Raw genomic sequence first — 22,745 nt, forward strand, 5'->3', positions numbered from 1 at the left:
CTGGGGGGAGTGCGAACTTGAGGTGGCCAAAATCGCACACCCCGGGTCGTGATAAAGGTCAGTTGCGGCGGCGGTGGCGTAAGAGCTTGCGATATCCGCCATTGATCATGGCGAAGCCATCCTTGACCAGATCAAGGACCGCGTCGCGTAAAGCGGATGTTTTCCAAGGTTCGGCCGCGACCCGTTCGACTCCGAAAATGACTTCGGCAATTTCGCGATAGTCGGCGTGGTTCATGCGACCATCGACGGCGCGCAGCATGTTTTTCAGTCGGCGGCGCTGCTGAGCGGTCATCCGGGTGTCGGGTGGCACCTTGTGGCCGTGTAGCTTTCGCCATAGTCGAGACAGAGCGTCGATCCTGTCGAGGCCTACGGCATCAAGGGGAACGTGGGCGCTGATCGGTTGGCCGGGCTGAAGGCTATCAAGCAGGATCAGATGTATGTGTCCTGTGCCGGCTTCGTAAGACAAGTGCAGTCCGTCGATAGCAGGCTGTGAACTTGAAGGATGCAGATCCGACGAAAAACGCGGATCGGTAAGGACCATCTCTGGCGATGGCCCAATATGCAGGGCGCTAGTGTTGGTTTCAGCCGTCCAGAAGACGTTTTGTTGGAGACCGGTTAGGCTGGGCCGCGCAAGGAAATCGCAACCCCCACCCGGAAGAAATGCGTGCAACCTCATGAGGTTGCTTTGCTGAACCGACAGACGCTAGGAAGTCCTTCTGATAGAGGGGGCTACGGCGCAAGCACTCCCATGCAAGATTGTTGGCATCGACCTCGTCCATGAAGTCATATTGCGTTGATGTCCGCCATTCTCTTGTATCGGGTACCATTAACAACTTCCCGTACTGACTGAATACACGTCTGCCGGAATTGATTGCGGGGATTAGAGAGCCTGCATAGATCAGGAAAGAGCAACAGGTGTTGTCGTTGCGGCAACGGCCCCAGCTAATTCGGCAACCCACGGCGTAACTGGCGGTAGCCGTGCTGGGTCATCCAGTGAGCGCGAGCGAGGTGGCTGTCATGAACACGACGTGCCCGCTCGGGTTCGCTGTCAGGGCAGATTTGAAAGAGGATTTCGACGGCTTCCTGCCAGGAGGCGCCGTCGTTCTCGGCATCGAGGAGTCGCATATAGAGTTTAATGTGCTGGCGGTCATACTCGGTGAGCGCTGGGCCTTCAGGGGCTTGATCGATATAATCGAGTTTCGTCATCGAGAGCGCTGCTGTGCTCTTTATTTAGGTTGATATTTGAATTGGATTGGTATCACGATAATGTGACGCAAAAAAAGGTCTCTGCGGCGCCAGTAAGACGACGGCAATCAAAGCTAGCCACGTTTCGCAGATTCCTGCCCATCGACAATCATCACTCCTTCGTTGCGCCCCGAATTTATGAAGACAATGCCTTCGGCTTCGAGCGCCCTGCGTATCTGATCGCTGGTGCTTTCGAACACGCGCATTCCTATCGCCGACTCCATGCGCTTAAGCGCGGTCAGCGATACTTTGGCCTTGTCCGCGAGCATCTCCTGCGTCCAGCCGAGCAATGCGCGCGCGGCCCGTGTTTGTCGGGCGGTGATCATGCATGATCACCTCCCACCAGCTCAGTCCTTCACGCCAGAACTACGGCTATTATAGTCGTAGTTTTCCAGAAAGGCGACCTGAAATCGCTGTTCTGCGCAGCAAAGTCCGGGAATGTGCAGGGAGTGATTCGTTCGCGGCAACAGCGCAATACGAGGTAAAAAAGAAGCCCGGCGGCTCTTGCCGCCGGGCTCTCCGGCTCCCGCTCAGAACGGGATGTCCTCGTCGTCAATGAACTTGCCTTCGCTGTTTTCGGTCTGCTTCACCCGGCTAAGGAAGTCTACTGTCTCGGCGATGATTTCGCAGCCGTAGCGATCGACGCCCTGTTGGTCGGTCCATTTGGTGTAATGGATGCGGCCGCGGACCAGAACCTTCATTCCCGTGCTGCAATGTTCGTCGATGGTCTTGCCGAGGCCGTTGAATGCGGTGATGCGGTGCCATTCGGTGTCCTGAACCCGGTGGCCGTTTTCGTCGCGGACGACCTTGCCTTCGGAGTAGCGGGGACGCGAGGTGGCGAGGGTGAAGTGGGTGATCTTGGTGCCGCCCTGGGTCGAGCGGGTTTCTGGGGTCTGACCGATGTTGCCGGCGAGAATGACGATGTTCTGCATTTTAGTGCTCCGTTGCTTCCGTCCGAGGGACCGTCCCTCCGACGAGACCCGGCCAAGTCCCGTCGGGAGACTCTGGCATCGACGCTTCAGCGGAGACTTGACCCCCAAGGCCCGGAGTGGTGCGGGCAGGCGCTTTGCGCCAACTCGGTACGGAGCTGCGGGGGTTGCTGGTGGAAACAGAACGGGCTTAGGGGATCAGTCAGTCGGAGGGATATGTCCTTCGGCGAAGCTTGCCTCGGAGCAATGTGCAGAACCTTCGTGTTTCCCGGCAATCTGGTGGCGTGACCAGTATCTGACCTGCGTTACTGGGGAGAAGTTCCACACGATGCTTTTCGCGCCGTGTCTCTTCTTACGGAGGGCATGGTTCCCGGAGACAGAGGCTGGCATTGGTGTGGCAGAAGGACTGCATCATTGACGCTACCGGCTGCACGGAGGATATGGGCAACGGGAGAGGTTCTGGATCGCCACCGCAGCCCGCCACGAACATGGCGACAAACAGCCTGACGATGCTGTCGCCTCACAGATTGGCGTCGACCGAGTTGTCGTCTGCGGGCCGAGAAGACCATCTGATGCGACAGGCAGCTTCGACGGAAAATTATGCGGTTCGGCTTTGAACGGGAGCCGGAGAGCCCGGCGGCCATTGCCGTTGGGGCTGGTCCCTGGAGAGCTTGTGCCTGCTCAAGTTGGAGATCAGCGTGAAAGGGCGCTTTCCCCGATGGCATTGAGGTTCAGCATGGCCGCAATACCGATGAACAGGCCGCCCGCGCCACCAAGCAAGTTGAGGGCGATGGTCGAGTCGATCGCATTCTTGGTGATGCCGTAAACGAGCGCGTAGCCAGCGATGGCGGCAGGGACGGCGAAGATCGCAAGCGCGACGAGCCGCAGGGCCGGATTTTTCGCGAAGGCCAGAACGGCGATGACTAATCCGATTGAGAGCAGCGCGGCGACGGTGGCTGCGAAGCCCGACATCAGGAAACCGCCTCCTGTTCCATAGACATGCTGAAATGCCGTGAGCCCGACCATAAATGGCAAGGCGTAGATAGCAAAATTGAAGGCAATCACGCAGAGCGCGATCGAGAGGGAGATGGCGAGCAGGATCAGCGTCATGGAAACCTCCACATGATCGATTGAGTGATCACGACAGGCTACCCGAGGATACGCTCCGCCTGCGACTATGCCAATTACCGTTGCTTCAATAAGTCGCTAGTTGAGCCAGATCAGTAGGTCGCCGTCAAGTGCTAGTGCTTGCTTCACCGGAATGTCGGTGACTGTCTGACCCGAGAAGTTTGGGTATTTACTTGGCGTTCGAGCGGCTCGCAGAGCCTGAAACGGAAAGCGCCCGGCTGCTATCAATTCGTGATTTCCGCAAATCAGAGGACGACAGAATATAATTCTAGCGCTTTGTTACATCCACCAAGACGTTTTTATGGAAATGCCGAAAAGCGCGCTTATCTTTGTGATGTAGCGATATGGAGAAGGCGATGATCAATGCTGGCGATTCCGGCGCGAGCTACACCATCAGAGATGGCCTCCGGACAGAGCACCGAGCGATTGCCGCGGCGGGCTACTGGGAGGCCTTCTCGCGTAAACTCCGCTATCCGCTAGGCCCAGAGAACAAGGCCCTTGTCTTTCTTGAACGGGTTTTCGACGCCGACCATGCCATCAGTGCGGTTTCACGGGACGGTGCCTTTCTGGGCGTTGCTGGCTTCAAGACACCGGCTGGCGCCTTTGTCGGTGGTGGTTTGGAGGAAATGGCCAAGGTCTATGGCTGGCTCGGCAGTGTCGCTCGAGGCTGGCTGATTGGCATTCTGGAACGAAAGTGCGAGCCCGGCACGCTGTTGATGGACGGAATCTTTGTGCGTCCGGAAGCTCGCAGCCTTGGTGTCGGGTCGGCGTTGCTCGAAGCGATAGAGCGTCGTGCCGTGGCGAACGGATTGAAGCAGGTTCGCCTGGACGTGATCGACGAGAACCCCAGGGCGCGGGTTCTCTATCAGTCGCGAGGCTTCGAGGCGCGATCCCACGTTTCGATGAGCGCTCTGAAACCTGTATTCGGATTTCGGTCTACGACGACGATGATAAAGACCGTCGGCTAATCTGGCCTCGATGACCGGCGGCGTTGCGGTCAAACGAGGCGCTTGATGACAGGCGGCGCTTTACGCGCCGCCGTCGAACTTCATGACCGGAATACCAAGCTTGCGGGCCTTGTCCGCGAGGTTCTCCTGAATACCCGTACCGGCAAAGACCATGACGCCCACGGGCAGGACGTTGAGCATGGCGTCGTTGCGCTTGAATGGCGCAGCCTTCGCATGCTTCGTCCAGTCGGGCTTGAAGGCAACCTGCGGAACTTTGCGATTGTCGGCCCATTTTGCCGCGATCAGCTCGGCGCCCTTCGGTGATCCCCCGTGCAGCAGCACCATATCGGGGTGCTTGGCGTGGACCTGATCGAGCTTGACCCAAATCATGCGGTGATCGTTGAAGTCGAGACCGCCCGTGAAGGCGACCTTGGGACCGGCTGGCAGCATCACCTCGGTTTCAGCCCGGCGCTTGGCGGCGAGGAAGTCCCGGCTGTCGATCATTGCTGAGGTCAGGTTGCGATGGTTGACCATCGATCCGGAGCGCGGCCGCCAGGCCGATCCGGTGTGGCGCTCGAATTGCTCGGCGGCGACGTCGCGGAAGAGTTCCATGCTGTTGCGCCGCTCAAGGAAGGTCTGCCCCTCTGCCGTCAAGCGCTCCAGCTCGACCGATTTCACCTCCGAGCCGTCCTGTTCCCTCTGGCCGCGACGTTGTGCCTGCTCGTTATCGTCGAGTTCGCGTTCGATCCGGGCGGTGGCGCGGTGGAAGAGATTGACGGTCGACCAGAGAAGCTCGTCAAGGTCGGGTTCGAGGCGGGTGTCGCCGAGGGTGACGATCAGGGCGTCGAAGATGTCGGCGACGGCGCCGGCGACGGCATTGCCTTCGGGAAGCGGCCTTGGGTCGGGTTCATCCTGAAACGGACGGTAGCCGTAGAGTTGGAGTTCGGTGAGGATGTGATCGGTAGGGGATGAGGTGTGCGGCGGCTCGAAGCCTGCGTCATCGTAGTCGGTCATCATGGTGTTCGCCCTTGTCGGATCGACCGCGCCCATCGCGGCCTTCGTGGCGACGAAAGCCGTCGAGCGGGCCGGACTGGCACCCGGAGCGCAGCGATGGGCCTGATGGCAAAGTCAGGCTATTTTGCTTCGCGCTGCAAAGGCGGGCTTGCCCGCCGGCGGAAAATAGCCGGGCGCCGCCATTGCCTTTCCGGCCCGTTTGACGGCCGATCGCCCTCTCAGAAGGCCGTGGGCTGCGGCTCTTGCGACCATTGAGCGGACATCCTGACCGGATACGGCAGGTTTCGGGCGGCCGTAGGCCTTAACCCCGGCACCACCGACGCGTTCTCACGCTGCCAGAAAACGGTCGACGTCTTCAGGCGCGACCTGAACTCGCAAGGCCGCGCGCAGAGCATCGATGCCGAGCTGGCGCAAATCCTCATTGAAGTCTCCGAGCATTGATGACAGGACAACCGCCTCGATCCCGACGCTTCTCGCCCGTTCGACCAGGCTGTCTCGCGCGCCATCGCCTGCCGGATCGGAATCGCGCACGATATAGAGCCTCCGCAGCGTCGTGGGGAACAGGATGGCGGCAAGGTGAGCGGCAGAGAGCGCCGCCAACATCGGCATATTGGGAAGACCTGAGCGTGCCGATAGCACGGTTTCGATCCCTTCGCCGGCCGCCAGGACGTCCTGCGCCATACCGAAGCGGACGCCGTGCCCCAAGAGATTGCCCATCGCCCGCCGAGGTGTTTCGACAGGGGCTTTCTCGCTGCCATCGGGCAGGAGCCAGGTGCGATGCGCGCCGGTCTGGATGCCGCCAAGGTCGGTGACGGCAGCGATCATCGCGGGCCATGTCTCGGTCGGTCCGCCGCCTTCGGGCCGATAGTAGCAGCGGGGGTGGAAGCGGAGGCTTCCGGTATCGTGCAAAGCCGTAATCGCACGTTTCCGTAAGTGCGTTTCCACGACTGTCCGGGAAATCGGCTGTGCCATCGCAAACAGACGCCGTGCTGCTTCCGGCGATCCGGTCGGTGCCGTCCCCGAACGGGGTTTGGGAGCGGGATCAGGCTCGTGCCTTGGCAGGCTAAGGAAGGAACGGGCTTCTTCGGCAACGTCCTTGAAGTCGACGAGGCCGCAGCTCTCACGGATGATGTCGAGCAGATCGCCATGTTCGCCGGTTGCGGCGTCAGTGTATTTGCCCGCGGCACCCTTGCCCGATTCCGGACCGGTCAGTCGCACGAACATCGAACGGCCCGGACTGTTCTGCGCATTGCCGACCACCCAGTATCGCCCGGCGCGATGGCCGTTCGACAGATAGTGTTTGCACACCGCCTCGGCCTCTCGGCCGAGGCGGTGTGCAAGTTCGGAGGCGTCATGGCGAGCCATCTATGCGGCCTCCCGTTCGCCGATGCGCTGAACGGGATAGCGTTCCAGCACCTTGGCGAGGATGGCCGGGCCGGATGCATCTGTGGGGATGAACATCCGCAGCTTCCACGAGATGATCTCGTGGAACAGCCCATAGGCGTGAAGTCGGTCGCGCATGACGTCGGTGAAGCCCGACAGTTCGATGCGGTTGGCGCCCATGACGCGGCTGCGCCGAAGCTGAAGCCCCTCGGTGAGATCTAGGATGGTCTTGCCGTCCACCAGCGCCACGAAGGCGTCGTCCGGCGTCAGTGTCGATGTACCGGTGGCCATGGCACCCGCGACCCAGGCGGGCGAGACGCGGCGGCCGACGATGCGCTCACCGTCATCGGTCTGGAGCCGGTACACCCGCGTCGAGTCATTCGGCAGGCGCTTCCAGATCGGCAGCAGGAGGCCGCTGACGACGTGGATGGTGCTGTCGACGAACTCAGGAACCTCCGCGATCTCGGCGTTCCAGGCCGATGCGAACACGGTCTGGTCTACCTCGATCCAATGGGTCTCGCCCATCATCTTGACCGGAATGTTATGCGCCTCCATCGGCCGGATCAGCCGGACGCGCCGTTCAATCTCGCCGTCGTCCAGCATGACGCTGGTGGTCGGGATCTGGACGGCGGCGCGGCCCGACCGTTCATTGATCAGCAGCTTCGCCCGAGGATCGGCAGCCAGGTCGAGCGCCTCGGTGAGCGTGACCGGACGGTTGCGCTCGCGCTGCGTGATGGTGAGCAAGCGGGCCTCGGCGCCGGTGCCGGGATGGACATGGATGGTCTGGCGGTCGGTGACGACGAAGCTTTCCGCCCGCAGCGTTTCCAGCCCGACATCATAGCTGCCGGACGCGATGGCACCCTCGATCTTGGCGTTCAGCAATTGCTCGAAGGCCGTGAACAGGACGCCCTGCAGGTCGATGGTCAGCGCCAGCAGGCGGTTGAGGAAGGTGGTGATTGGCGGCAGCTCGTCCTTGATGCCGGTGTCGTCCATCAGCTTGAGGCCGGTGGCGTCCTCGAACATCTGGAGCGAGCAGCCTTCGACCTTGCCACGCACCAGCAGGAGATAGAGCTGGCGCAGAGCGTCGCGGGCATAATGCGATTCCAGATTGTCCTCGGGCCGGAACAGGCCCTGACCGCCGGTCTGGCGCTGGCCGCGCGTGATCGCGCCCAGCGTGTCGAGGCGGCGGGCGATCGTCGAGAGGAACCGCTTTTCCGCCTTCACGTCGGTCGAGATCGGCCGGAACAGTGGCGGTTGCGCCTGATTGGTCCGGTTGGTGCGGCCCAACCCCTGAATCGCGGCGTCGGCCTTCCAGCCGGGTTCGAGGAGATAATGGACACGCAGCCGCTGGTTCCTCGCGTTGAGATCGGCGTGGTAGCTTCGACCTGTGCCGCCCGCGTCCGAGAAGATCAGGATGTGTTTCTGGTCGTCCATGAAAGCGGCGGTTTCCGCCAGGTTGGCGGATGCGGCACGGTTCTCGACGGCGAGGCGATCGACACCGCCGGGGCTAGCCCTTCGGACGATCCGCCGCGAACGCCCCGTCACTTCGGCCACGATGTCGGTTCCGAAGCGCTGGACGATCTGGTCGAGCGCGCCCGGGACGGGAGGCAGGGAGGCCAGCTTCTCGATCAGCCGGTCGCGGCGGGCGACGGCTTCGCGGCTCTCGACGGGCTGGCCATCGCGAAAGACCGGACGCGACGACATATTGCCCTCGCTGTCGGTGAAGGGTTCGTAGAGCTGCACCGGGAAGGAATGGGCAAGGTAGTCCAGGACGTATTCCCTCGGAGTGATGTCCACGCGGACGTCGTTCCACTCCTCGGTCGGCAGCTCGGCCAGCCTGCGTTCCATCAGGGCCTCGCCCGTTGACACGATCTGGATCACGGCGGCATGGCCGTCCGCCAGATCGCGTTCGATCGAACGGATCAGCGTCGGCGTCTTCATGCTGGTGAGCAGATGGCCGAAGAACCGCTGCTTGGCGGATTCAAAGGCCGAGCGGGCGGCGGACTTGGCCTGCCGGTTCAGGGTGCCGGAACCGCTGTCGCCGCCGGTGATGTTGGCGGCCTGCATCGCGGCGTCGAGATTGTTATGGATGACGGCGAAGGCGCCAGCATAAGCGTCGTATATGCGGGTCTGTTCCGGCGTGAGCTGGTGCTCAACCAGCTCGTATTCGACGCCATCGTAGGAGAGCGAGCGGGCCGTGTAGAGACCGAGCGCCCGAAGATCGCGGGCGAGAACCTCCATGGCGGCAACGCCGCCTGCTTCGATGGCCTCGACGAATTCCGCCCTAGTCGAGAACGGGAAGTCCTCGCCGCCCCAAAGGCCGAGCCGCTGGGCATAGGCGAGATTGTGGACGGTGGTCGCGCCGGTCGCGGAGACATAGACGACGCGCGCGTTCGGCAGGGCGTGCTGGAGGCGAAGCCCGGCGCGACCCTGCTGCGACGCGGCGACATCACCACGTTCTACCTTGCCGCCTGCGGCGTTCTGCATGGCGTGGCTTTCGTCGAAAATGATCACTCCATCGAAGTCGGAGCCCAACCATTCGACGATTTGCCGGACGCGCGAAACCTTCTCCCCGCGCTCGTCGGAGCGTAGCGTGGCATAGGTCGTAAACAGGATGCCTTCCGGTAGCCGAATGTTCTTGCCCTGCGGGAAGCGTGACAAAGGCGTGACCAGCAGGCGCTCCATGCCGAGCGCCGACCAGTCTCGTTGCGCGTCTTCCAGGAGCTTGTCGGACTTGGAGATCCAGACGGCCTTGCGGCGGCCCTGCATCCAGTTGTCGAGGATGATCCCCGCCGATTGTCGACCTTTACCGGCGCCGGTGCCGTCGCCAAGCATAAAACCGCGACGGAAGCGCACGGCGTTTGCGGCATCTTCGGCTGCTGCGGAGACGAGATCGAAGGTCTCGTCCAGCGTCCATGATCCGGCGAGGAAGTCGGCATGGGCCTCGCCGGCATAGATGACGGTTTCGAGCTGGGCGTCGGACAGGATGCCATCGGCGGCGATGCTGGCCGGGAGGCGTGGACGATAGCTCGGCTTCGGCGGCGCGACGCTGGACATGGCCGCCGACTGCACCAGTTTGGTGGGATGGGCCTGAGATCCGGGAATACGGATTGCCTGCAATCCGTATTCTTCATAAATCGCATCGGTGATCCGGCCGTCCTCGGCAGCGGTCCAGTCGAGGGTCTCGTAGGCGAGTTCGACGCCTTCCGGTTCGGAGAGGCTGCGAGCGGGGCTGGAAGCGGCTGCGCGTGCCAGATAGCCGCGAACCGAGCGCGGTGCATCGGCGGTTGTGGCGGCAGGAACGGCGACGGAGGCATCAAACGGCAGGCGCGTGGGCACATGCTCCGCGATCCAGCCGATCAGTGTGGCGACATCGGGCGCGATCCCCGGCGAAGCCGGAAACGCGGCCGGGTCGTCGGCGGGCAATTTGTCGATGACCGTCAGGCGCGTGTCGATGGTGGTGCCATGCTTGGCATAGACGGAGCCGTCGATGGAGGCGGTGAACACCACGCGGCCGTGTTCCTGAAGCCGGATGAAGGCGTCGCGCCAGGCCGGCGTGTCGGGTGCGAAACTCGATCCGGTGATTGTCACCAGCCGCCCGCCGTCAGCCAGACGCGCCAGCGCCGAGGCGACGTGACGATAGGCGGCCTCTGCCATGCGGCCGGAGACATTGGCCATCACCGAGAATGGCGGGTTCATCAGCACGACGGTCGGAACGAGCGCGGGGTCGAGATGATCGTGGATCTGTGCCGCATCGAAACGGCTGAGAGCAATGGCCGGAAAGAGGTGGGAGAGAAGGTCGGCGCGGGTGTCGGCCAGCTCGTTGAGGACGAGCGATCCGCCGGCGATCTCGGCCAGGATGGCGAGCAGGCCGGTGCCTGCGGAGGGTTCCAGAATGCGGTCGGAGGGCGTGATGGCGGCGGCCGTCGCTGCGATCAGTCCGAGCGGGATCGGCGTCGAGAACTGCTGGAAGGTCTGGCTTTCTTCCGAGCGGCGCGTGTGGGTGGGGAGAAGCCCGGCGATCTTCGTCAGCAGCGGCAGGCTGGCCGCCTGAGAACCGGCTTTGCGGAAAAGTGCCTTTCCGTATTTGCGCAAGAAGAGGACGATCGCGGCCTCACAGGCCTCATAGGCGGTCTTCCAGTTCCAGGCGCCGGTTGCGTCGGACGCGCCGAAGGCGGTTTCCATCGCGCCGCGCAGCGTGGCGGCGTCGACGCGCTGGCCGCGCTCGAGATAGGGGAGAAGGAGAAGCCCGGCCTGATGGATGGCGGAGCCGGTATCGACGGCAGGGATGATCGGGGCCGCCGGAAGCGGTGCGGCGACGGAAGCGTGGGTCATGGGAGGAACCTCGGAGAGCGGGAACGGATCGAGCCGCGCAGCGCTCTCTCTCGACCGCACTGGCTCAAACCCGTCCCGGCCTTCCTCTTCCTCTGAAAGGAACGGCCGTGGCCGACATGAAAAAAGCGCCCGGCCGTGAGGCGGGGCGCTCAGTATGCTCAGTCGATGGCCTGAAAAATTTCGGACGCCTCGGAATGATCCGCAGCATATGCATAGAGGCGGTCATACCCCTCGACCAGAAGATCGGATTGGTACTTGAACGAGAGATGGGAGAAGGTGAACAGCGTGGCGATGATGCCGGCTGCCTCGGCGGGGACTTCGCCCTCGTAGCCGTTCGTCTCACAGACGATCCGGTAGCGGGGCCTGGAGGTTGGCACAAGATAGAGGGGCATGCCCTCCTGTTCGTAGAAGTCCCAGAGACCCCCGCCGTAATCCTGCGGACTGAGCCAGCCCATGAGATTGTAGAGGGTGTTCTCTGCGATGATCAGGTGCCGAGTGCCGAACATCGTTGGGAGGAAGGTTTGACGGCGGCGCTCAGGGACGAGTGTAGCAAGGCGTACTGCGGTATCGGATAAGGACATGGGGTTGATGCCTCCAGAGAGTCGGAAGGGTAAAGTTCCGGCGGCGCTCTCTCTCGACCGCACGGACTCGACCCCCTTCCAAAGTCCTCTTCCTCTTAAGGCTGTTGCCCTCACGCAGAAGCTTGGGTCAATTTTGGCCGCCCATTGCTGCCACTCGAACTTGCTTGCTCAATGCGGTGGCTGTTGGCTGCCTACGCTTCAATGATGTCTGCTGGCGACCTTTCGGGACCCCGCAAGAAGAAAGAATACCAGCACCGCCAGCATTCCGATCAACACCGCGGCAGTCATCAGCAGTACCGAATGGGTCATTGAAAACGCAGCTTTCCCCGCCGCGATCACTTCGCTCCCCTGATCTGCCACAAGCTGATGGGCCACCAAATAGCTGTCACCGATGGAGCGCGCGGCCTGTTGGGCTAGACCCTCCGGTATTTCCGAATGCAGTTCGAAGTTGCGCTCGTAAACGGCCGACATGAACACTCCGAACAGTGTGATCCCGAGGCCGGTACCAAGCTCATAGCCTGTGGCCTCCAGCGATCCCCCTGCGCCGGCCTTGCTGGCCTCGACAGATCCCATGATCGCGATTGAGGAAGACGTCAGACCGATACTTAGCGCCAGCCCCAGAATTGCCAGCAGTGCCGGCACGATCAGCCCCGGCGTGTGAAAATCCCTGACTGCGAGCCAGGCCAGCGCCAGTGCCGAGATCGCCATCGAAAGGCAGGCCACGGGTCTCAGCCCGAACCGGCCCGACAGCCAGCCCGCGAACGGCCCGCCCACCGCTGCGGCAGCCATAATCGGGATCATGAAGATCCCTGCCTGAAGCGGTGTCTTGTCGAGCACGTATTGCAGTTCTTGCGCCAAGGTCAGCTCGACCCCGGCCAACGCTCCGCTGGCAACCATCGCCATGACCATGCCCGCGACAATGAACGGGTGCGCGAATAGTGACAGATCCAGCATCGGTTGAGCCGTGCGCAGCTGCTTTTGGGCAAAGAGCACAAGCAGAACGACACCGAAGACCAGCACCAGCAGAGCCACCGCCGGCGGCTGCTTGGCACCGAACCCTGCCTTGATTGCATAGACTACCGAGATCATTCCGACGATCAGCAAGAGCGCTTGCCCGATTGCCCAGTGGCCAGGACTGGTTTCCTCACGCCGGGGTAAAAGGAACCAGCAGGCGGGGGCAACGACCAGCATCACCGGAATGTTGATGAGAAAAACCGAGCCCCACCAGAAGTGCTCCAGCAGTGCGCCACCGATCAGCGGACCCACCGCCGCGCCCGCGGCGCCGACTGTTCCCCAGAGGCCAAGGGCCAGACCGCGCTCAGACTCATCATCAAACGTGCGGCGGATGATGCCGAGCACGCACGGCATGATCATCGAACCACCAAGCGCCAGCAGCATCCGCGCCGCGATCAACATGGGTGCATTCGGCGCGAAAGCCGCCAATGCCGAGGCAACACCAAAGATTGTAAGCCCGGTCAAGAGGATGCGGCGATTGCCAACCTTGTCTGCCAACGTCCCCATCGGAACCAGAAGCCCGGCCATCAGCAGCGGATAGATGTCGATGATCCACAGTACCTGGGTGCTGGAAGCACCCAGTGCTTGAGTCAGCGTTGGCACCGCGACATGAAGGATGGTCATGTCCAACGCCACTGGCAGAAAGGCTAGCATTACGGCCAGCAGCACCAGCCAGCGTTTCGGATCGGGTTGAAGGGCGGCCATAGTCTATTCACCTAGAATTCTGTTGCAGGCTCCGATATAAATACATACGTATGGATTTCAATAGGCGAGTGAGCAGGCAGAGGACCGATGGGCAGGAAACCGACGATCAGCCGCGACAGGTTGCTGGATTTAGCCGAAGAGATTGTGTGTAGTGGCGGCGGGTCAGCGCTGACCATCGGCGCCCTTGCACAGGCGGCGGGGATTTCCAAAGGCGGGGTGCAATATTCCTTCGCTACCAAGGACGACCTGGTGCGCGCTGTAATTGATCGCTGGACCAGCCAATTCGACGCGATGCTGGGGGACGACGCTGCCGAGGACCCGGTCACGTTCGTCAGACGCTACATCGCGGCGACCAGAGCTTCACAGCAAGCAATGAATGCCAAGGTGGCCGGGCTTTTGGTCAGCTACCTGGAGGATCCGGTGAACCTTAGTGAAACACGCGACTGGTATCTCGGGATTTTTCGCCGGCTTTCGGGAGCGTCACCGGATGCACAGGCGGCGCGTGTGGCCTTTCTTGCGGTGGAGGGGCTGTTCCTCATGCGCATGAATGGCATTGACGAGGACGGCACCTGGACAGACTTTCTCGACGATGTCGAAGCAATTCTGGCGCGCTTGGCTGGGTGAGCGCCTCTGGAGCTCGATTGCAAGCTATGAGAAGTTGATCTGTCGGTTGCTGTTTCTGCATCAGAGCGGACATCCGCTTTTTTCGTATACGCGACGCAACAGAGCGGTAAGCTCCCGCCGGCATCGGAAAATAACGGAAGGACGGTTCGAGCACTGTCGCATTCGCCGTCTGCGACGATAGGGGCCGGGCTGCACCTCTCGGGAAATGCAGCCCAACCTTGTGTCATCCCTGCTGGTTCAGACCGAATGCCGAGTGATGGATCAGTTCACCACGCGGCTCAACGCCGTCGAATGGCAAGGCCTGAACAAACTCGGGAGGGCAACCGACGACGCACAGGTCAATGAAAGTCCGAAAACCGAACCTGCCGTAGTAGCCGGGATCACCCACCAATGCGGCGCCCCTGCTGGTTGCCCGAAGTCGCAGTAAAGCTTCGGCTATAAGGGCCGTGCCGATGCCTTGGCGATGCCTCGACGGTAAAACGGCAAGCGGACCGAGTAGCGCCCAGCCGTTCTGCATCCCGATCCGTGCGGCTGAGGCGGCCAGGTAACCGATCACTTCACCGTCGTCCTCGGCGACAAGCGAAAGGGTGAGCGCACCCTGCGCCCGCAGTGCCTCGACGATATTCGCCTCGGTGCCGCTTGATTGCGGAAGCGTCCCGAACGCTTCAGTGACAAGCTGGCTGACTGCCGGCGTGTCGCCTGTAATTTCGTTACGGATCTGCATGTCAGACTCCCTGATTGTCGAGTTGAGAGCGCACGGCGATGAGACCACGTCTGGAGATACGATAAGGCTGGCCTGATCTGGCTTCGATAAAGCTTTTTCGCCGCAGTCGGGAGAATGTAGCTGGGCCATAGTCGGCAAGGATTATCCCGTCGCGAACAAAGCAGCCAACGGTCTTAATCTTTGGGCCGCGGTCGCGTTCACGCAGAATATGGCCGCGAAGGGCGAGAGCGCGCAGAGCACGTGGGTCATTTCGAGAGATGTTCATAATAGGCTCGTGTATAGATGTGAAAAAACGCCCTGGCGCGTGAGCGCCCGGCGGCTTAGAATTTCACGAGGCTCTCTGATTTTCAGAGAGCCTTATCACACAAGCTCTGACATCCAGTCTCCGTTGTCTGAGCAGCAGATACACGCTCAGCACGAATACCGAATAGGGGCCCGTCGCAATTGTGGCAAGCGTTGACTCAGCCGATCATTCAAAACGATCGCCTGACTTTGTGAATGTGTGGCCGTTGATAGTGAGCATTTCATCGACAACTGCGTCAGACAGATGGTGCTCGTATTCGCGTTCGAGCTGGCGGTAGAGCCAGCGGGCAAGATCGCGCAGAAGTTCGGTCACGGTCTCCTCCGCATCGGTCGTCTTGTCCTGATAAGTCGGGCTGTCGCGCTCGACCGAAATCGACATGCAATGTTCGTGGTAGTAGTGACCGTGGTGGCTGGCCTCGGCGTTGAGCTGGAAGAAGTTGCGTTGCTGGATCGCCTGCAGCGCTTCCGCGATACGGTGCAGTTCGTAGTCCTTCGGCGCATGGCCCCGAATCTGGCGCGGCGCTACCTTCTGATAGGAATAGAAGGCTTCATAGCAAGCTCCGTCACCCTGGCTCCAGAACCCGCGAAACCAGATGCAAGGCTTCTGTCGGGTGCCGCCGCCATGAAGCCGTAACGGGCGGGTTTTCAGCCGCACACCGAGAATGGTGCAGATCGCCTCGAAATCCTCGAAGACGAACTCGTGCCAATCATCGTCGCCGGAGGCTTCCCGATACCAAGCGCGTGCTTTGTCCTTTGCGGCATCGGACAACTCATGTAGGCGATAGACGGTTGTTTCGATGATCTCAGGCATTGGAATCACCTCCGTCGAGGACTTCCGCGAGCCAGCCATCGGTGTAAGTCCAGGCGATCGTTTCCCCGGTTGCCAGATCCATCACATGCGCACCGCCGCCGAAAGCGTTGATACGAGCTTTCGAGCAGGTATTTGCGTACTGAAAACCCCATCTGCCGGTCAGCCGGAATTCCGTGGCGCAAAGCTTGACGAATTGGGTGAGGCGTTCGGGATCGCCGGTCACGTCATCGCGCATCCAGAGCTGCGTTCCGCCATGCTCGGGCTGGATGGACAGCAAGAAGCCGTTGGACGGCGGATCCTCGGAGGCGCCATCCTCGGACAGGCGATTATAGAGATCGAGCGCGTGCGCCGCATTGTCGGGTGTTCCGACATTGAGCAGGCAGGAGAAATGGGTGAAATAGTCGGCCATGTCGGGCTCCTGAAACAAAAACGCCCGGCGCGGCCGCCAGGCATGGGGTAGGGAATGAGTGTTGGTCAGGTGGCCTGGAGGAGCGCTTCGCGGGCAGGCTCGCGCCAGATACTGTCAACGAGCCGGCCTTCGAGAACACCGGCGCGGAAGCGCAGGCACCGCGCGGCGTCGGAATTGTCGGAGCTTGCTTCTGCGAAGGCCTTTCCCCGCAATTGGCTGGCTTCGGTGACGACCATGCGGGCCTCGCCGTCGGACGTCACGGGATCGCACCAACTGATGTTCTGTGCACGGACTTCGCCTGCGACAACAAGCCGTCCCTCGCGGTCGATTACGGTGACGATGCGCGGCGAGTAGCGAACGCCGGCGCCCGCACTGCCTTTGATATCGGCATGGGCGATGCGGGTTTCGGCGGTGATGATGGCATCTTGCAGAGAACCGCATTCGGCGAGATGGACGGTGCGGTCGTAGAAGATCAGCTCGGCCTGGGGATCGTCATCGATGAACGTGGCGGTCCCGATCATGACGATGCGGAGGGGAAAACGCGCCGCGCTGCGCAGATGTGAGACCAACTCGTCGAATGTGATCTTTTTGGCAGGTATGAAGGCGGCGGCCTGTGGTGTGCTGTGTCGCATGAGGATCACTCCGTGACAGGCGGCGGAAGTCTCTCTCCCAACCCTCATCCCGTCATGGCCTCCACCTCCGTCCTCTCACTCTTATTGCGGTGGTTGCCGAAGCTCAGGTTTCGGCTTTTATGGGTGTGGTGGAGTTGGCCGACCACGCCGCAAGGCCCGGGCGCAAGGTGCCACGGGCCGTTGATGTGAGGCGCTTGCGCCTCACTGGAAGGGATCGATCTCGAGCTCGACCATGTCTTCGTCGCCGTCGAACTCGGAGGCGACCATCGCCGCGTGGGTGCCGTCTCCTGCCTGGAAAACGACGATCGAGACCATCAGGGTGGTGGCGAGGCTGGCGGCGAAAGCGGTGGCATCTGCAAAGGACATGGTTCCGGCTCCTGTCTTGGGGAGGCGGGGGACCATCCCCCGCGCGACAGGCGCCCGAAGTGTCTGATCGGATCTGCAATCACCCTCGTGTGTTCGGGAATGCCCCGAATCCGCGAGGGCGGCACGCTCGCGTAAGCCGACCCTTCACGGGTTGATTGTCAAAGAGACGGATCGGACCAAGGTTTGCGAATGGAAGCGGGAATGGTATTTCGCATCTGACCAGAGCCGTAACCCCTTATGCAGATGCTGTGTTTCGTCAGTCTCGCCGATGCTCTGATCGGTAGTTAGCGTGTTTCCTGACAAATGCCGCGGGCGTTGCCGTCGGCTCTCTCGACCCTGCATGGTCAAAAGCCGAAATCTAATCTCTTCGCGGCGAAGACGCTCCGCTATCACATCGCCGCGCGGCGGTTCCTCTGGGCCGTGGTTTAGCACCACAGACCATCCGCAATTTCGCGGGCGATCATCCCCCTTGCCTTCATCATGACGTCATCGCCGGTAGTGTCGACATGGCCGATGAAACGGGCTGCCGATCCATTCTCGGTCCAGTCGCGATAGCAACAATACTCGCGGGACGTGAGTTTGTAGACCAGCAGATCGTTGGCCCAATGCGGTTTTGGCTCAACGACGACGGCCAATCCATTGCAATTGTCCTCCCACGGCAGCGAGCGTTCCGCGGGCGGCTGCTCACGATCGAGCGCAAAGATGGTGTCTATGTCGATCACGACGCGGATCCTCCGATGTGCGTACCCGTTGCATTGCCGTCGGCTGCGGCACACAGAGGCAGGTTGAAGTTGGCGCGGGCATGGTCGGCGATGGCCATGATGATCTCCCAGAAAAACGAAGTTGGCCCGCGATCTTTCGACAGCGGGCCTAGCTGGATGGAACGTTGTGATCAGGCGGCGATGCGTCCTTCGATGACATCGGCGCCAACCTCGTCAGCCGAAATCTCCTCGAGATGCGCGCGCGCGCATCCGGTCTTCGCCAACCAGAGTTCGGCGGCTTCACGGCTTTCGGCGAGATGGAGAAGCTCCACATTGTCGCCGATGTCTTGCACGACACGGACCTGGCCGATCTGAGGGCGTTCGATGACGCGGAAGATCAGGCTGCTGTCGATGCCGTAAGTCCGCATGATCGTGACGAGGATGATGCCGCTTTGGCCGAAATTGCCTTCATGCAGGGTGAAGCATGGAGGGGACGTGTAGGTTGGGCGTTCGCGCATGGGCTCCTTGCGGACAAGGCGGCCGACGCCATTGTTCCGTTCCCAAGCGGCAAGCTTCTTGGTGAAGCGCGCTGGCGGTTTGGGCTCTCCGTTGGCATAGGCCACAAGTGAGCCGAGCGGGGCGATATCGAAAACAAGTGATGCAGACACAGTCAGGTCTCCTGAAACGAGAATGGCCCGGCGGATGCCAGGCTTGGAGGGGCGAAGGGGAGCAGACGGGGCGACCGTGACCGCCCCGCTGTGGCTGATTATTCCGCCGCGATCAGGTGCGTCGGATCGGCGTCGATGTCGCCGGCATCCTCGTCGACGCCGGAGAGGAAGTCCGGCAGTGCCGCGGTCTCAGCTTCCACCTCAATGACCGGGGACTGTTCGGTCTCGATCAGACGCAGCGGCGAGGGCAACCAGCCGGTATCGGCTAGCAGGCGTTCGGCTTCCTTTGCCATGTCGCCTTTCTTGAGATGCTCGATGAGCTGGGCCGCGCGTTCGCCAGCGCCTTCACGGACAGCCTCGAGGATTCTCGGCTTGGTGACGCGACCAAGATAGTTCTCAACCGTCGGACGCCATCCTGCTTCGTCGACCATGTCGAGGGCGGTGGCGCGGGCCAGTCGATCGGCCTGCGTGATGCGCTGGTCGAGGCTGTGCTGCGAAAGCCCTGAGCCGCCGTAACGGTCGACCTTCTCGACGAGCGCATTGACGCCATAGCTGACGCAATGGGCGAGCAAGGCCATGCGGCTCGCGTCGTCGAGTGCTGCGATCCAGTCCCACAGGGCAGTCGGCTCGGTGGGCAGATCGGTCTTCCAGTCGTCGTAACGCTGTGCGATGGCCTTGGCGGAAGCGCTGTCCTTGAGGTCATTGCCCTGGGCCGAGAAGAAGTGATGACGCACGGTCACTTCCAAGCATCCGCTCGGCGCGGAATAGTGGTAGCGCTCCGTCACCAGCCTGTGCAGCAAGGCGGTCATTGCAACATGGGGATTATTCGCCAGCGCATTATGGAGCGCCAGCGTACGGTGCGCTGTCAGTTCTGAGACCAGCCGCTCGGGCAGCGGCTTGATGACATCCTCTTCGTCATCATCCTGTTCGGTCGGCTGGCCGCCAATGGTGATGACTGCGTGCTGTCGTGCCGAGATCGACGATGCCGAACCGCCGGGCGGCGTGACCGCGCCCTCAGTGTCGTCGCCGCCATCGACGGCGAGAGGGGCTTCATCCTCGGGGTGGACATAGCCGCGATCGATCGACATGCGGCCTTCGCGGTCGATGCTGATGAATACACCGGCGCGGGCGATCTCGGCTGGGTCGTAGACGACCGGACGATCGTCGAAGGCGGCAAGCGCCGTTTCGATCTCGCCAACACGCTCGTCAACTTCCTCAGGGTATTGTTCTGCCTCGGCATATTCCGCTTCGAGTGCCTCATATTCTGCGGTGAGGGCGTCGAAGGTCGCCTGTTCTTCATCGCTCAGGGGCGTGGTCGTGCCGATCAGCCGGCGCAGGCCGTGGCCATATCCATAGGGCGTCTCGGTGCGGGCATCGACCCATTTCCAGCCCTCAGAGCCGATCGCCTCGGCTTGCGCCTTCAGCTTGTCGTCGGTGAGCTGCTCAAGCAGGCCGACATCCTGCAGCCAGCCGCCATCGTCGGACTGGAAGAGGTCGTTGAGCACGATGCCGCCGGCTGCCTCATAAGCCTCGATGCCGACGAATTGCGCCCGCTTGTCGGAGGCGCGTACCGTTGTTTCGGTCAACATGCGGCGGATCTGGTGCGGCTCCTTCGACCAGCTATCCTTGATCGCGTCCCAGACCTGTTCCTGACGGCTGTGATCGGGATTGACGGTGAAAGCCATGAGCTGTTCGAGCGTCACGCCGTCCTCGGCATAGAGGTTGAGCAGCGAGGGCGCGACGGAAGCCAACCGCAGGCGCTGCTTCACGATATTGGTGGAAACGAAGAATGCCGCCGCGATTTCTTCCTCGGACATGCCCTTGAGACGCATATCCTGGAAGGCGCGATACTGATCGAGGGGATGGAGGGGCGCGCGCTGAAGGTTTTCGGCGAGGCTGTCGTCCTCAGGTAGGATGTCGCTACCAGCTTCGCGCACGACGCAGGGCACCGGCGCGGTCCTGGCGAGGCGCTTGGCCTTGACCAGAAGTTCAAGCGCGCGGTAGCGGCGGCCACCAGCGGGAATCTCGAACATGCCGGTCTGATTGCCCTCTGCATCGACGACAGGTCGGACATTAAGGCCCTGAAGCAGGCCGCGGCGGGCGATGTCCTGCGACAGTTCCTCAATCGAGATGCCAGCCTTGACCTTGCGGACGTTCGATTGGCTGAGGATCAGCTTGTTGAAGGGAATGTCGCGCGAGGACGACAGGGTGATTTTCTGAGCAGCAGGTGCCATCGTGATAGTCTCCGCGACGGGTGCCGAGAGCCTCTCTCCCGTCCTGAACCCGTCACGAAAATCCCCACACTCCTCTTACTCTCTTTCGGCCGCACAAGCGGAGAACCGGAAAGCCTGAGGAGCGCAAAGGCGCAAACCCGATTCACGCCTCTCCAAAGATCGGGCTGGCTGCGGGCGGCGCCCGTTCTGAACTCGACTTTGTCGAGCCTCACGGTAGAGCGATGCCGGTCTAGTTCACCACGAATAAAGGTTAGGTTCGGTGGCGGCCGTTAGCGTACCAATATTCCCAATTCTGACAGTAATTGACCTGCTTGCTGGCGTGAGATGATGGCGCCCTTGAACTTTCTGGCATCGACGAGCTTGATCCCGCCCACGTCAGCCCCTCGCAAATCGGCGCCTTCGAATCGGGTATCAACCAGATTAGCTTCCCTCAGACTACACTCGCGTAAAATAGCATCCCGAAAATCGCATCGCGACAGGTCTGCCATGCTGAAGTCCAGGCGTTCAAGCACTTGCTTGCGGAATGACATCGCTGGCAGCGCCGCCGCGGAGAAAATGCTTCCACTCAACTTTATGGCCAAAGCCGCTATTGAGGACATGTCCGCCCCCGTGAACTTGCAGTCGGCAATTTCGGCTTGGTTCAGCTTGGCTCGCCTAAGATTGGCATTGTTGAAATCGCTGTTGCTCAGCACCGCTTCCGACAGGTTGGCAGCCTCCAGGCTAGCGTGTCCGGCTCTACAACGTATAAATCTCGAGCCCTCCAACTGGGCACTATCGAATTTGGTGCGCACCAGCGAGGAGGCCTCAAAAGTCCATCCCGAAAAATTCAGTCTTGAGAGATCCTTACCTTCAAGTTGGCAGGATTTTATGTGATGCGGGAGCATCGTTTCAGACATCGAACGGATATCTTCTTCGTCTAACGAGCGTTCAACGATTTCTATGGGTTTGCTCATGATGGCCTCCAAGCCGCAGTGCCTGCCCATCGCCCGCTTTCCAGGGCGGGCGACTGCATACTTTTCAGTTACGCTTGGTTCATCAAAGCGAAGAGGGCCTCGCCCTGCTGCCGGCTCGCCTGTGCGATGCCGATCGCGATCTCGTCTTGGTCTTTGCCCAGGGCACCCACGACCTCCGCAGCAAACTCCTCTGGTTTAAGGACAGGCAGCCCAGCGGCGATTGCGTCCAGCGCCGCATGGCCGCCAAGGCTTGTGTCTACGGGAGGGGCAATGATCTCGATCACGCGGACCGCCTGAGAGGCGAGTTGGTGCCGCAGGCTCAGTGTCACCGAATGTAGCGCCGCTTTGGACGCGCTATAAACGGGCAGGGATGCGACCGGACAAAATGCCAGACCTGACGACAGGTTTATGATCATGGCTGCGTCCTGCGACTTCAGGATCGGCAGCAACTCCAGCGATAGCATCAAAGGCGCGAGGAAGTTGATCTGCATTTCTGCGGTGACCTGGGCTTCATCGAGTGGACGGCTGAAGTCTGTCTTGGTCTGCACTGCAGCGTTGTTGATAAGTGCGGAAAGGTCTGGATGCTCCTGAGCAATCCAATTCACCAGGGCGGTGCGATCTTGTCGATCCGAGACATCGCATTGTCTGGTCAACAATTCTGGAACCAAGGTTCTGGCCGCATCAAGTCGACCTTGGTCGCGACCACAAGCAATTACGGCGTTACCTTCGGCGATCAGCGCCCTCGCGAGCGCCAGACCGATGCCACCGGCACCGCCAGTAATGAGAAATTTCTTTGGTGTTGTCGTCATCGTGCATCCTTTCAAAAAAGCTAGGTGCGCCGTGACGTTGAAGATAGCCTCGGACACACCAGTGCGCCGTGGGATCACGGTTGGCACTGTCGTGGATGTCCTGGAGGACGAGAAACTTCCACATACGTGGAAGCGGCCGAACTACCAACGGCCTGCTCTCTTATCGACTGGAGGGTCGTAGCATGTGGGCAGGTAACGGGCAAGCATGTAGCCAGCGGTTGCTCAGTTTA

24 protein-coding genes are annotated in these 22,745 nt (G+C 61.2%); 2 read left to right on the forward strand and 22 right to left on the reverse strand.

Going from position 1 to position 22,745, the window contains the following annotated elements; translation table 11 throughout:
* Positions 1-58: 58 nt before the first annotated feature.
* The 6 genes from ACSQ3I_RS24880 to ACSQ3I_RS24905 form a co-directional block, all read right to left on the reverse strand.
* Positions 59-541: a DUF2285 domain-containing protein gene (locus tag ACSQ3I_RS24880; protein ID WP_225244830.1), complete on the reverse strand. Its 483-nt coding sequence runs from the start codon at positions 539-541 to the stop codon at positions 59-61.
* A 40-nt stretch (positions 542-581) separates the two neighbouring features.
* Positions 582-827: a transcriptional regulator domain-containing protein gene (locus tag ACSQ3I_RS24885; RefSeq protein ID WP_225244829.1), complete on the reverse strand. Its 246-nt coding sequence runs from the start codon at positions 825-827 to the stop codon at positions 582-584.
* A 115-nt stretch (positions 828-942) separates the two neighbouring features.
* Positions 943-1,206, reverse strand: a complete 264-nt coding sequence (locus ACSQ3I_RS24890) for a DNA -binding domain-containing protein (RefSeq protein WP_062425019.1) — start codon at positions 1,204-1,206, stop codon at positions 943-945.
* Between the two features lie 113 nt (positions 1,207-1,319).
* The gene (locus ACSQ3I_RS24895) at positions 1,320-1,571 is read right to left on the reverse strand and encodes a helix-turn-helix domain-containing protein (RefSeq protein WP_062425018.1); all 252 of its coding nucleotides are present in this window, start codon (positions 1,569-1,571) and stop codon (positions 1,320-1,322) included.
* A gap of 204 nt (positions 1,572-1,775) precedes the next feature.
* Positions 1,776-2,177, reverse strand: coding sequence for a single-stranded DNA-binding protein (locus tag ACSQ3I_RS24900; protein ID WP_062425017.1), 402 nt, complete (start codon positions 2,175-2,177; stop codon positions 1,776-1,778).
* Positions 2,178-2,867: 690 nt separating this feature from the next.
* Entirely contained in the window at positions 2,868-3,284 is a 417-nt protein-coding gene (locus ACSQ3I_RS24905; RefSeq protein WP_062425016.1) for a hypothetical protein, read from the reverse strand.
* A gap of 374 nt (positions 3,285-3,658) precedes the next feature.
* Between ACSQ3I_RS24905 and ACSQ3I_RS24910 the strand changes: the two genes are divergently transcribed.
* Positions 3,659-4,270 (forward strand): GNAT family N-acetyltransferase, encoded by a 612-nt coding sequence (locus ACSQ3I_RS24910; protein ID WP_062425061.1) that lies wholly within the window; start codon positions 3,659-3,661, stop codon positions 4,268-4,270.
* 60 nt (positions 4,271-4,330) lie between these two features.
* On the opposite strand, the gene ACSQ3I_RS24915 is transcribed toward ACSQ3I_RS24910, so the two are convergent.
* The 5 genes from ACSQ3I_RS24915 to ACSQ3I_RS24935 all read right to left on the reverse strand — a co-directional run bounded on the left by ACSQ3I_RS24915 (position 4,331) and on the right by ACSQ3I_RS24935 (position 13,281).
* Positions 4,331-5,266: a DUF2493 domain-containing protein gene (locus ACSQ3I_RS24915; protein ID WP_062425060.1), complete on the reverse strand. Its 936-nt coding sequence runs from the start codon at positions 5,264-5,266 to the stop codon at positions 4,331-4,333.
* A 324-nt stretch (positions 5,267-5,590) separates the two neighbouring features.
* The gene (locus ACSQ3I_RS24920) at positions 5,591-6,628 is read right to left on the reverse strand and encodes a DUF7146 domain-containing protein (RefSeq protein WP_062425015.1); all 1,038 of its coding nucleotides are present in this window, start codon (positions 6,626-6,628) and stop codon (positions 5,591-5,593) included.
* Complete coding sequence (locus tag ACSQ3I_RS24925; protein ID WP_062425014.1) at positions 6,629-10,981, reverse strand: strawberry notch family protein; 4,353 nt, start codon at positions 10,979-10,981, stop codon at positions 6,629-6,631.
* 158 nt (positions 10,982-11,139) lie between these two features.
* Complete coding sequence (locus ACSQ3I_RS24930; RefSeq protein ID WP_062425013.1) at positions 11,140-11,562, reverse strand: antirestriction protein; 423 nt, start codon at positions 11,560-11,562, stop codon at positions 11,140-11,142.
* 198 nt (positions 11,563-11,760) lie between these two features.
* A complete protein-coding gene (locus ACSQ3I_RS24935) occupies positions 11,761-13,281 on the reverse strand; it encodes an MFS transporter (protein WP_062425012.1) in 1,521 nt (506 codons plus the stop codon).
* Positions 13,282-13,368: 87 nt separating this feature from the next.
* On the opposite strand from ACSQ3I_RS24935, the gene ACSQ3I_RS24940 reads away from it, so the two are divergent.
* Positions 13,369-13,905 (forward strand): TetR/AcrR family transcriptional regulator, encoded by a 537-nt coding sequence (locus ACSQ3I_RS24940; protein ID WP_062425011.1) that lies wholly within the window; start codon positions 13,369-13,371, stop codon positions 13,903-13,905.
* A gap of 223 nt (positions 13,906-14,128) precedes the next feature.
* Here ACSQ3I_RS24940 and ACSQ3I_RS24945 read toward each other — a convergent pair whose 3' ends face one another.
* From ACSQ3I_RS24945 to ACSQ3I_RS24995, 11 genes are all read right to left on the reverse strand, one after another.
* Positions 14,129-14,629: a GNAT family N-acetyltransferase gene (locus tag ACSQ3I_RS24945; protein ID WP_062425010.1), complete on the reverse strand. Its 501-nt coding sequence runs from the start codon at positions 14,627-14,629 to the stop codon at positions 14,129-14,131.
* A gap of 1 nt (position 14,630) precedes the next feature.
* Positions 14,631-14,894 carry a YjhX family toxin gene (locus tag ACSQ3I_RS24950; RefSeq protein WP_156379279.1) on the reverse strand — a complete coding sequence of 88 codons (264 nt, stop codon included), beginning with the start codon at positions 14,892-14,894 and terminating at the stop codon, positions 14,631-14,633.
* Positions 14,895-15,098: 204 nt separating this feature from the next.
* The gene (locus tag ACSQ3I_RS24955; protein WP_062425009.1) at positions 15,099-15,743 is read right to left on the reverse strand and encodes a hypothetical protein; all 645 of its coding nucleotides are present in this window, start codon (positions 15,741-15,743) and stop codon (positions 15,099-15,101) included.
* Positions 15,736-16,152, reverse strand: coding sequence for a hypothetical protein (locus ACSQ3I_RS24960; protein WP_062425008.1), 417 nt, complete (start codon positions 16,150-16,152; stop codon positions 15,736-15,738). Before ACSQ3I_RS24960 ends, ACSQ3I_RS24955 begins: the two co-directional genes overlap by 8 nt.
* Before the next feature lie 65 nt (positions 16,153-16,217).
* Complete coding sequence (locus ACSQ3I_RS24965; RefSeq protein ID WP_062425007.1) at positions 16,218-16,784, reverse strand: hypothetical protein; 567 nt, start codon at positions 16,782-16,784, stop codon at positions 16,218-16,220.
* A gap of 201 nt (positions 16,785-16,985) precedes the next feature.
* Positions 16,986-17,150: a hypothetical protein gene (locus tag ACSQ3I_RS24970; protein WP_171380208.1), complete on the reverse strand. Its 165-nt coding sequence runs from the start codon at positions 17,148-17,150 to the stop codon at positions 16,986-16,988.
* A gap of 425 nt (positions 17,151-17,575) precedes the next feature.
* Positions 17,576-17,872, reverse strand: a complete 297-nt coding sequence (locus ACSQ3I_RS24975; RefSeq protein ID WP_062425006.1) for a hypothetical protein — start codon at positions 17,870-17,872, stop codon at positions 17,576-17,578.
* Between the two features lie 170 nt (positions 17,873-18,042).
* Entirely contained in the window at positions 18,043-18,519 is a 477-nt protein-coding gene (locus tag ACSQ3I_RS24980; RefSeq protein WP_062425005.1) for a hypothetical protein, read from the reverse strand.
* A 98-nt stretch (positions 18,520-18,617) separates the two neighbouring features.
* On the reverse strand, positions 18,618-20,753 hold the full coding sequence (locus ACSQ3I_RS24985) for a ParB/RepB/Spo0J family partition protein (RefSeq protein WP_062425004.1): 2,136 nt from the start codon (positions 20,751-20,753) through the stop codon (positions 18,618-18,620).
* Between the two features lie 269 nt (positions 20,754-21,022).
* On the reverse strand, positions 21,023-21,706 hold the full coding sequence (locus tag ACSQ3I_RS24990) for a pentapeptide repeat-containing protein (protein ID WP_082546391.1): 684 nt from the start codon (positions 21,704-21,706) through the stop codon (positions 21,023-21,025).
* 68 nt (positions 21,707-21,774) lie between these two features.
* Positions 21,775-22,515 (reverse strand): SDR family oxidoreductase, encoded by a 741-nt coding sequence (locus tag ACSQ3I_RS24995; protein WP_062425002.1) that lies wholly within the window; start codon positions 22,513-22,515, stop codon positions 21,775-21,777.
* Positions 22,516-22,745 lie beyond the last annotated feature (230 nt).

The organism is Rhizobium sp. LjRoot30 (assembly GCF_964253915.1).
In the GTDB taxonomy this organism is placed as follows: domain Bacteria; phylum Pseudomonadota; class Alphaproteobacteria; order Rhizobiales; family Rhizobiaceae; genus Metarhizobium.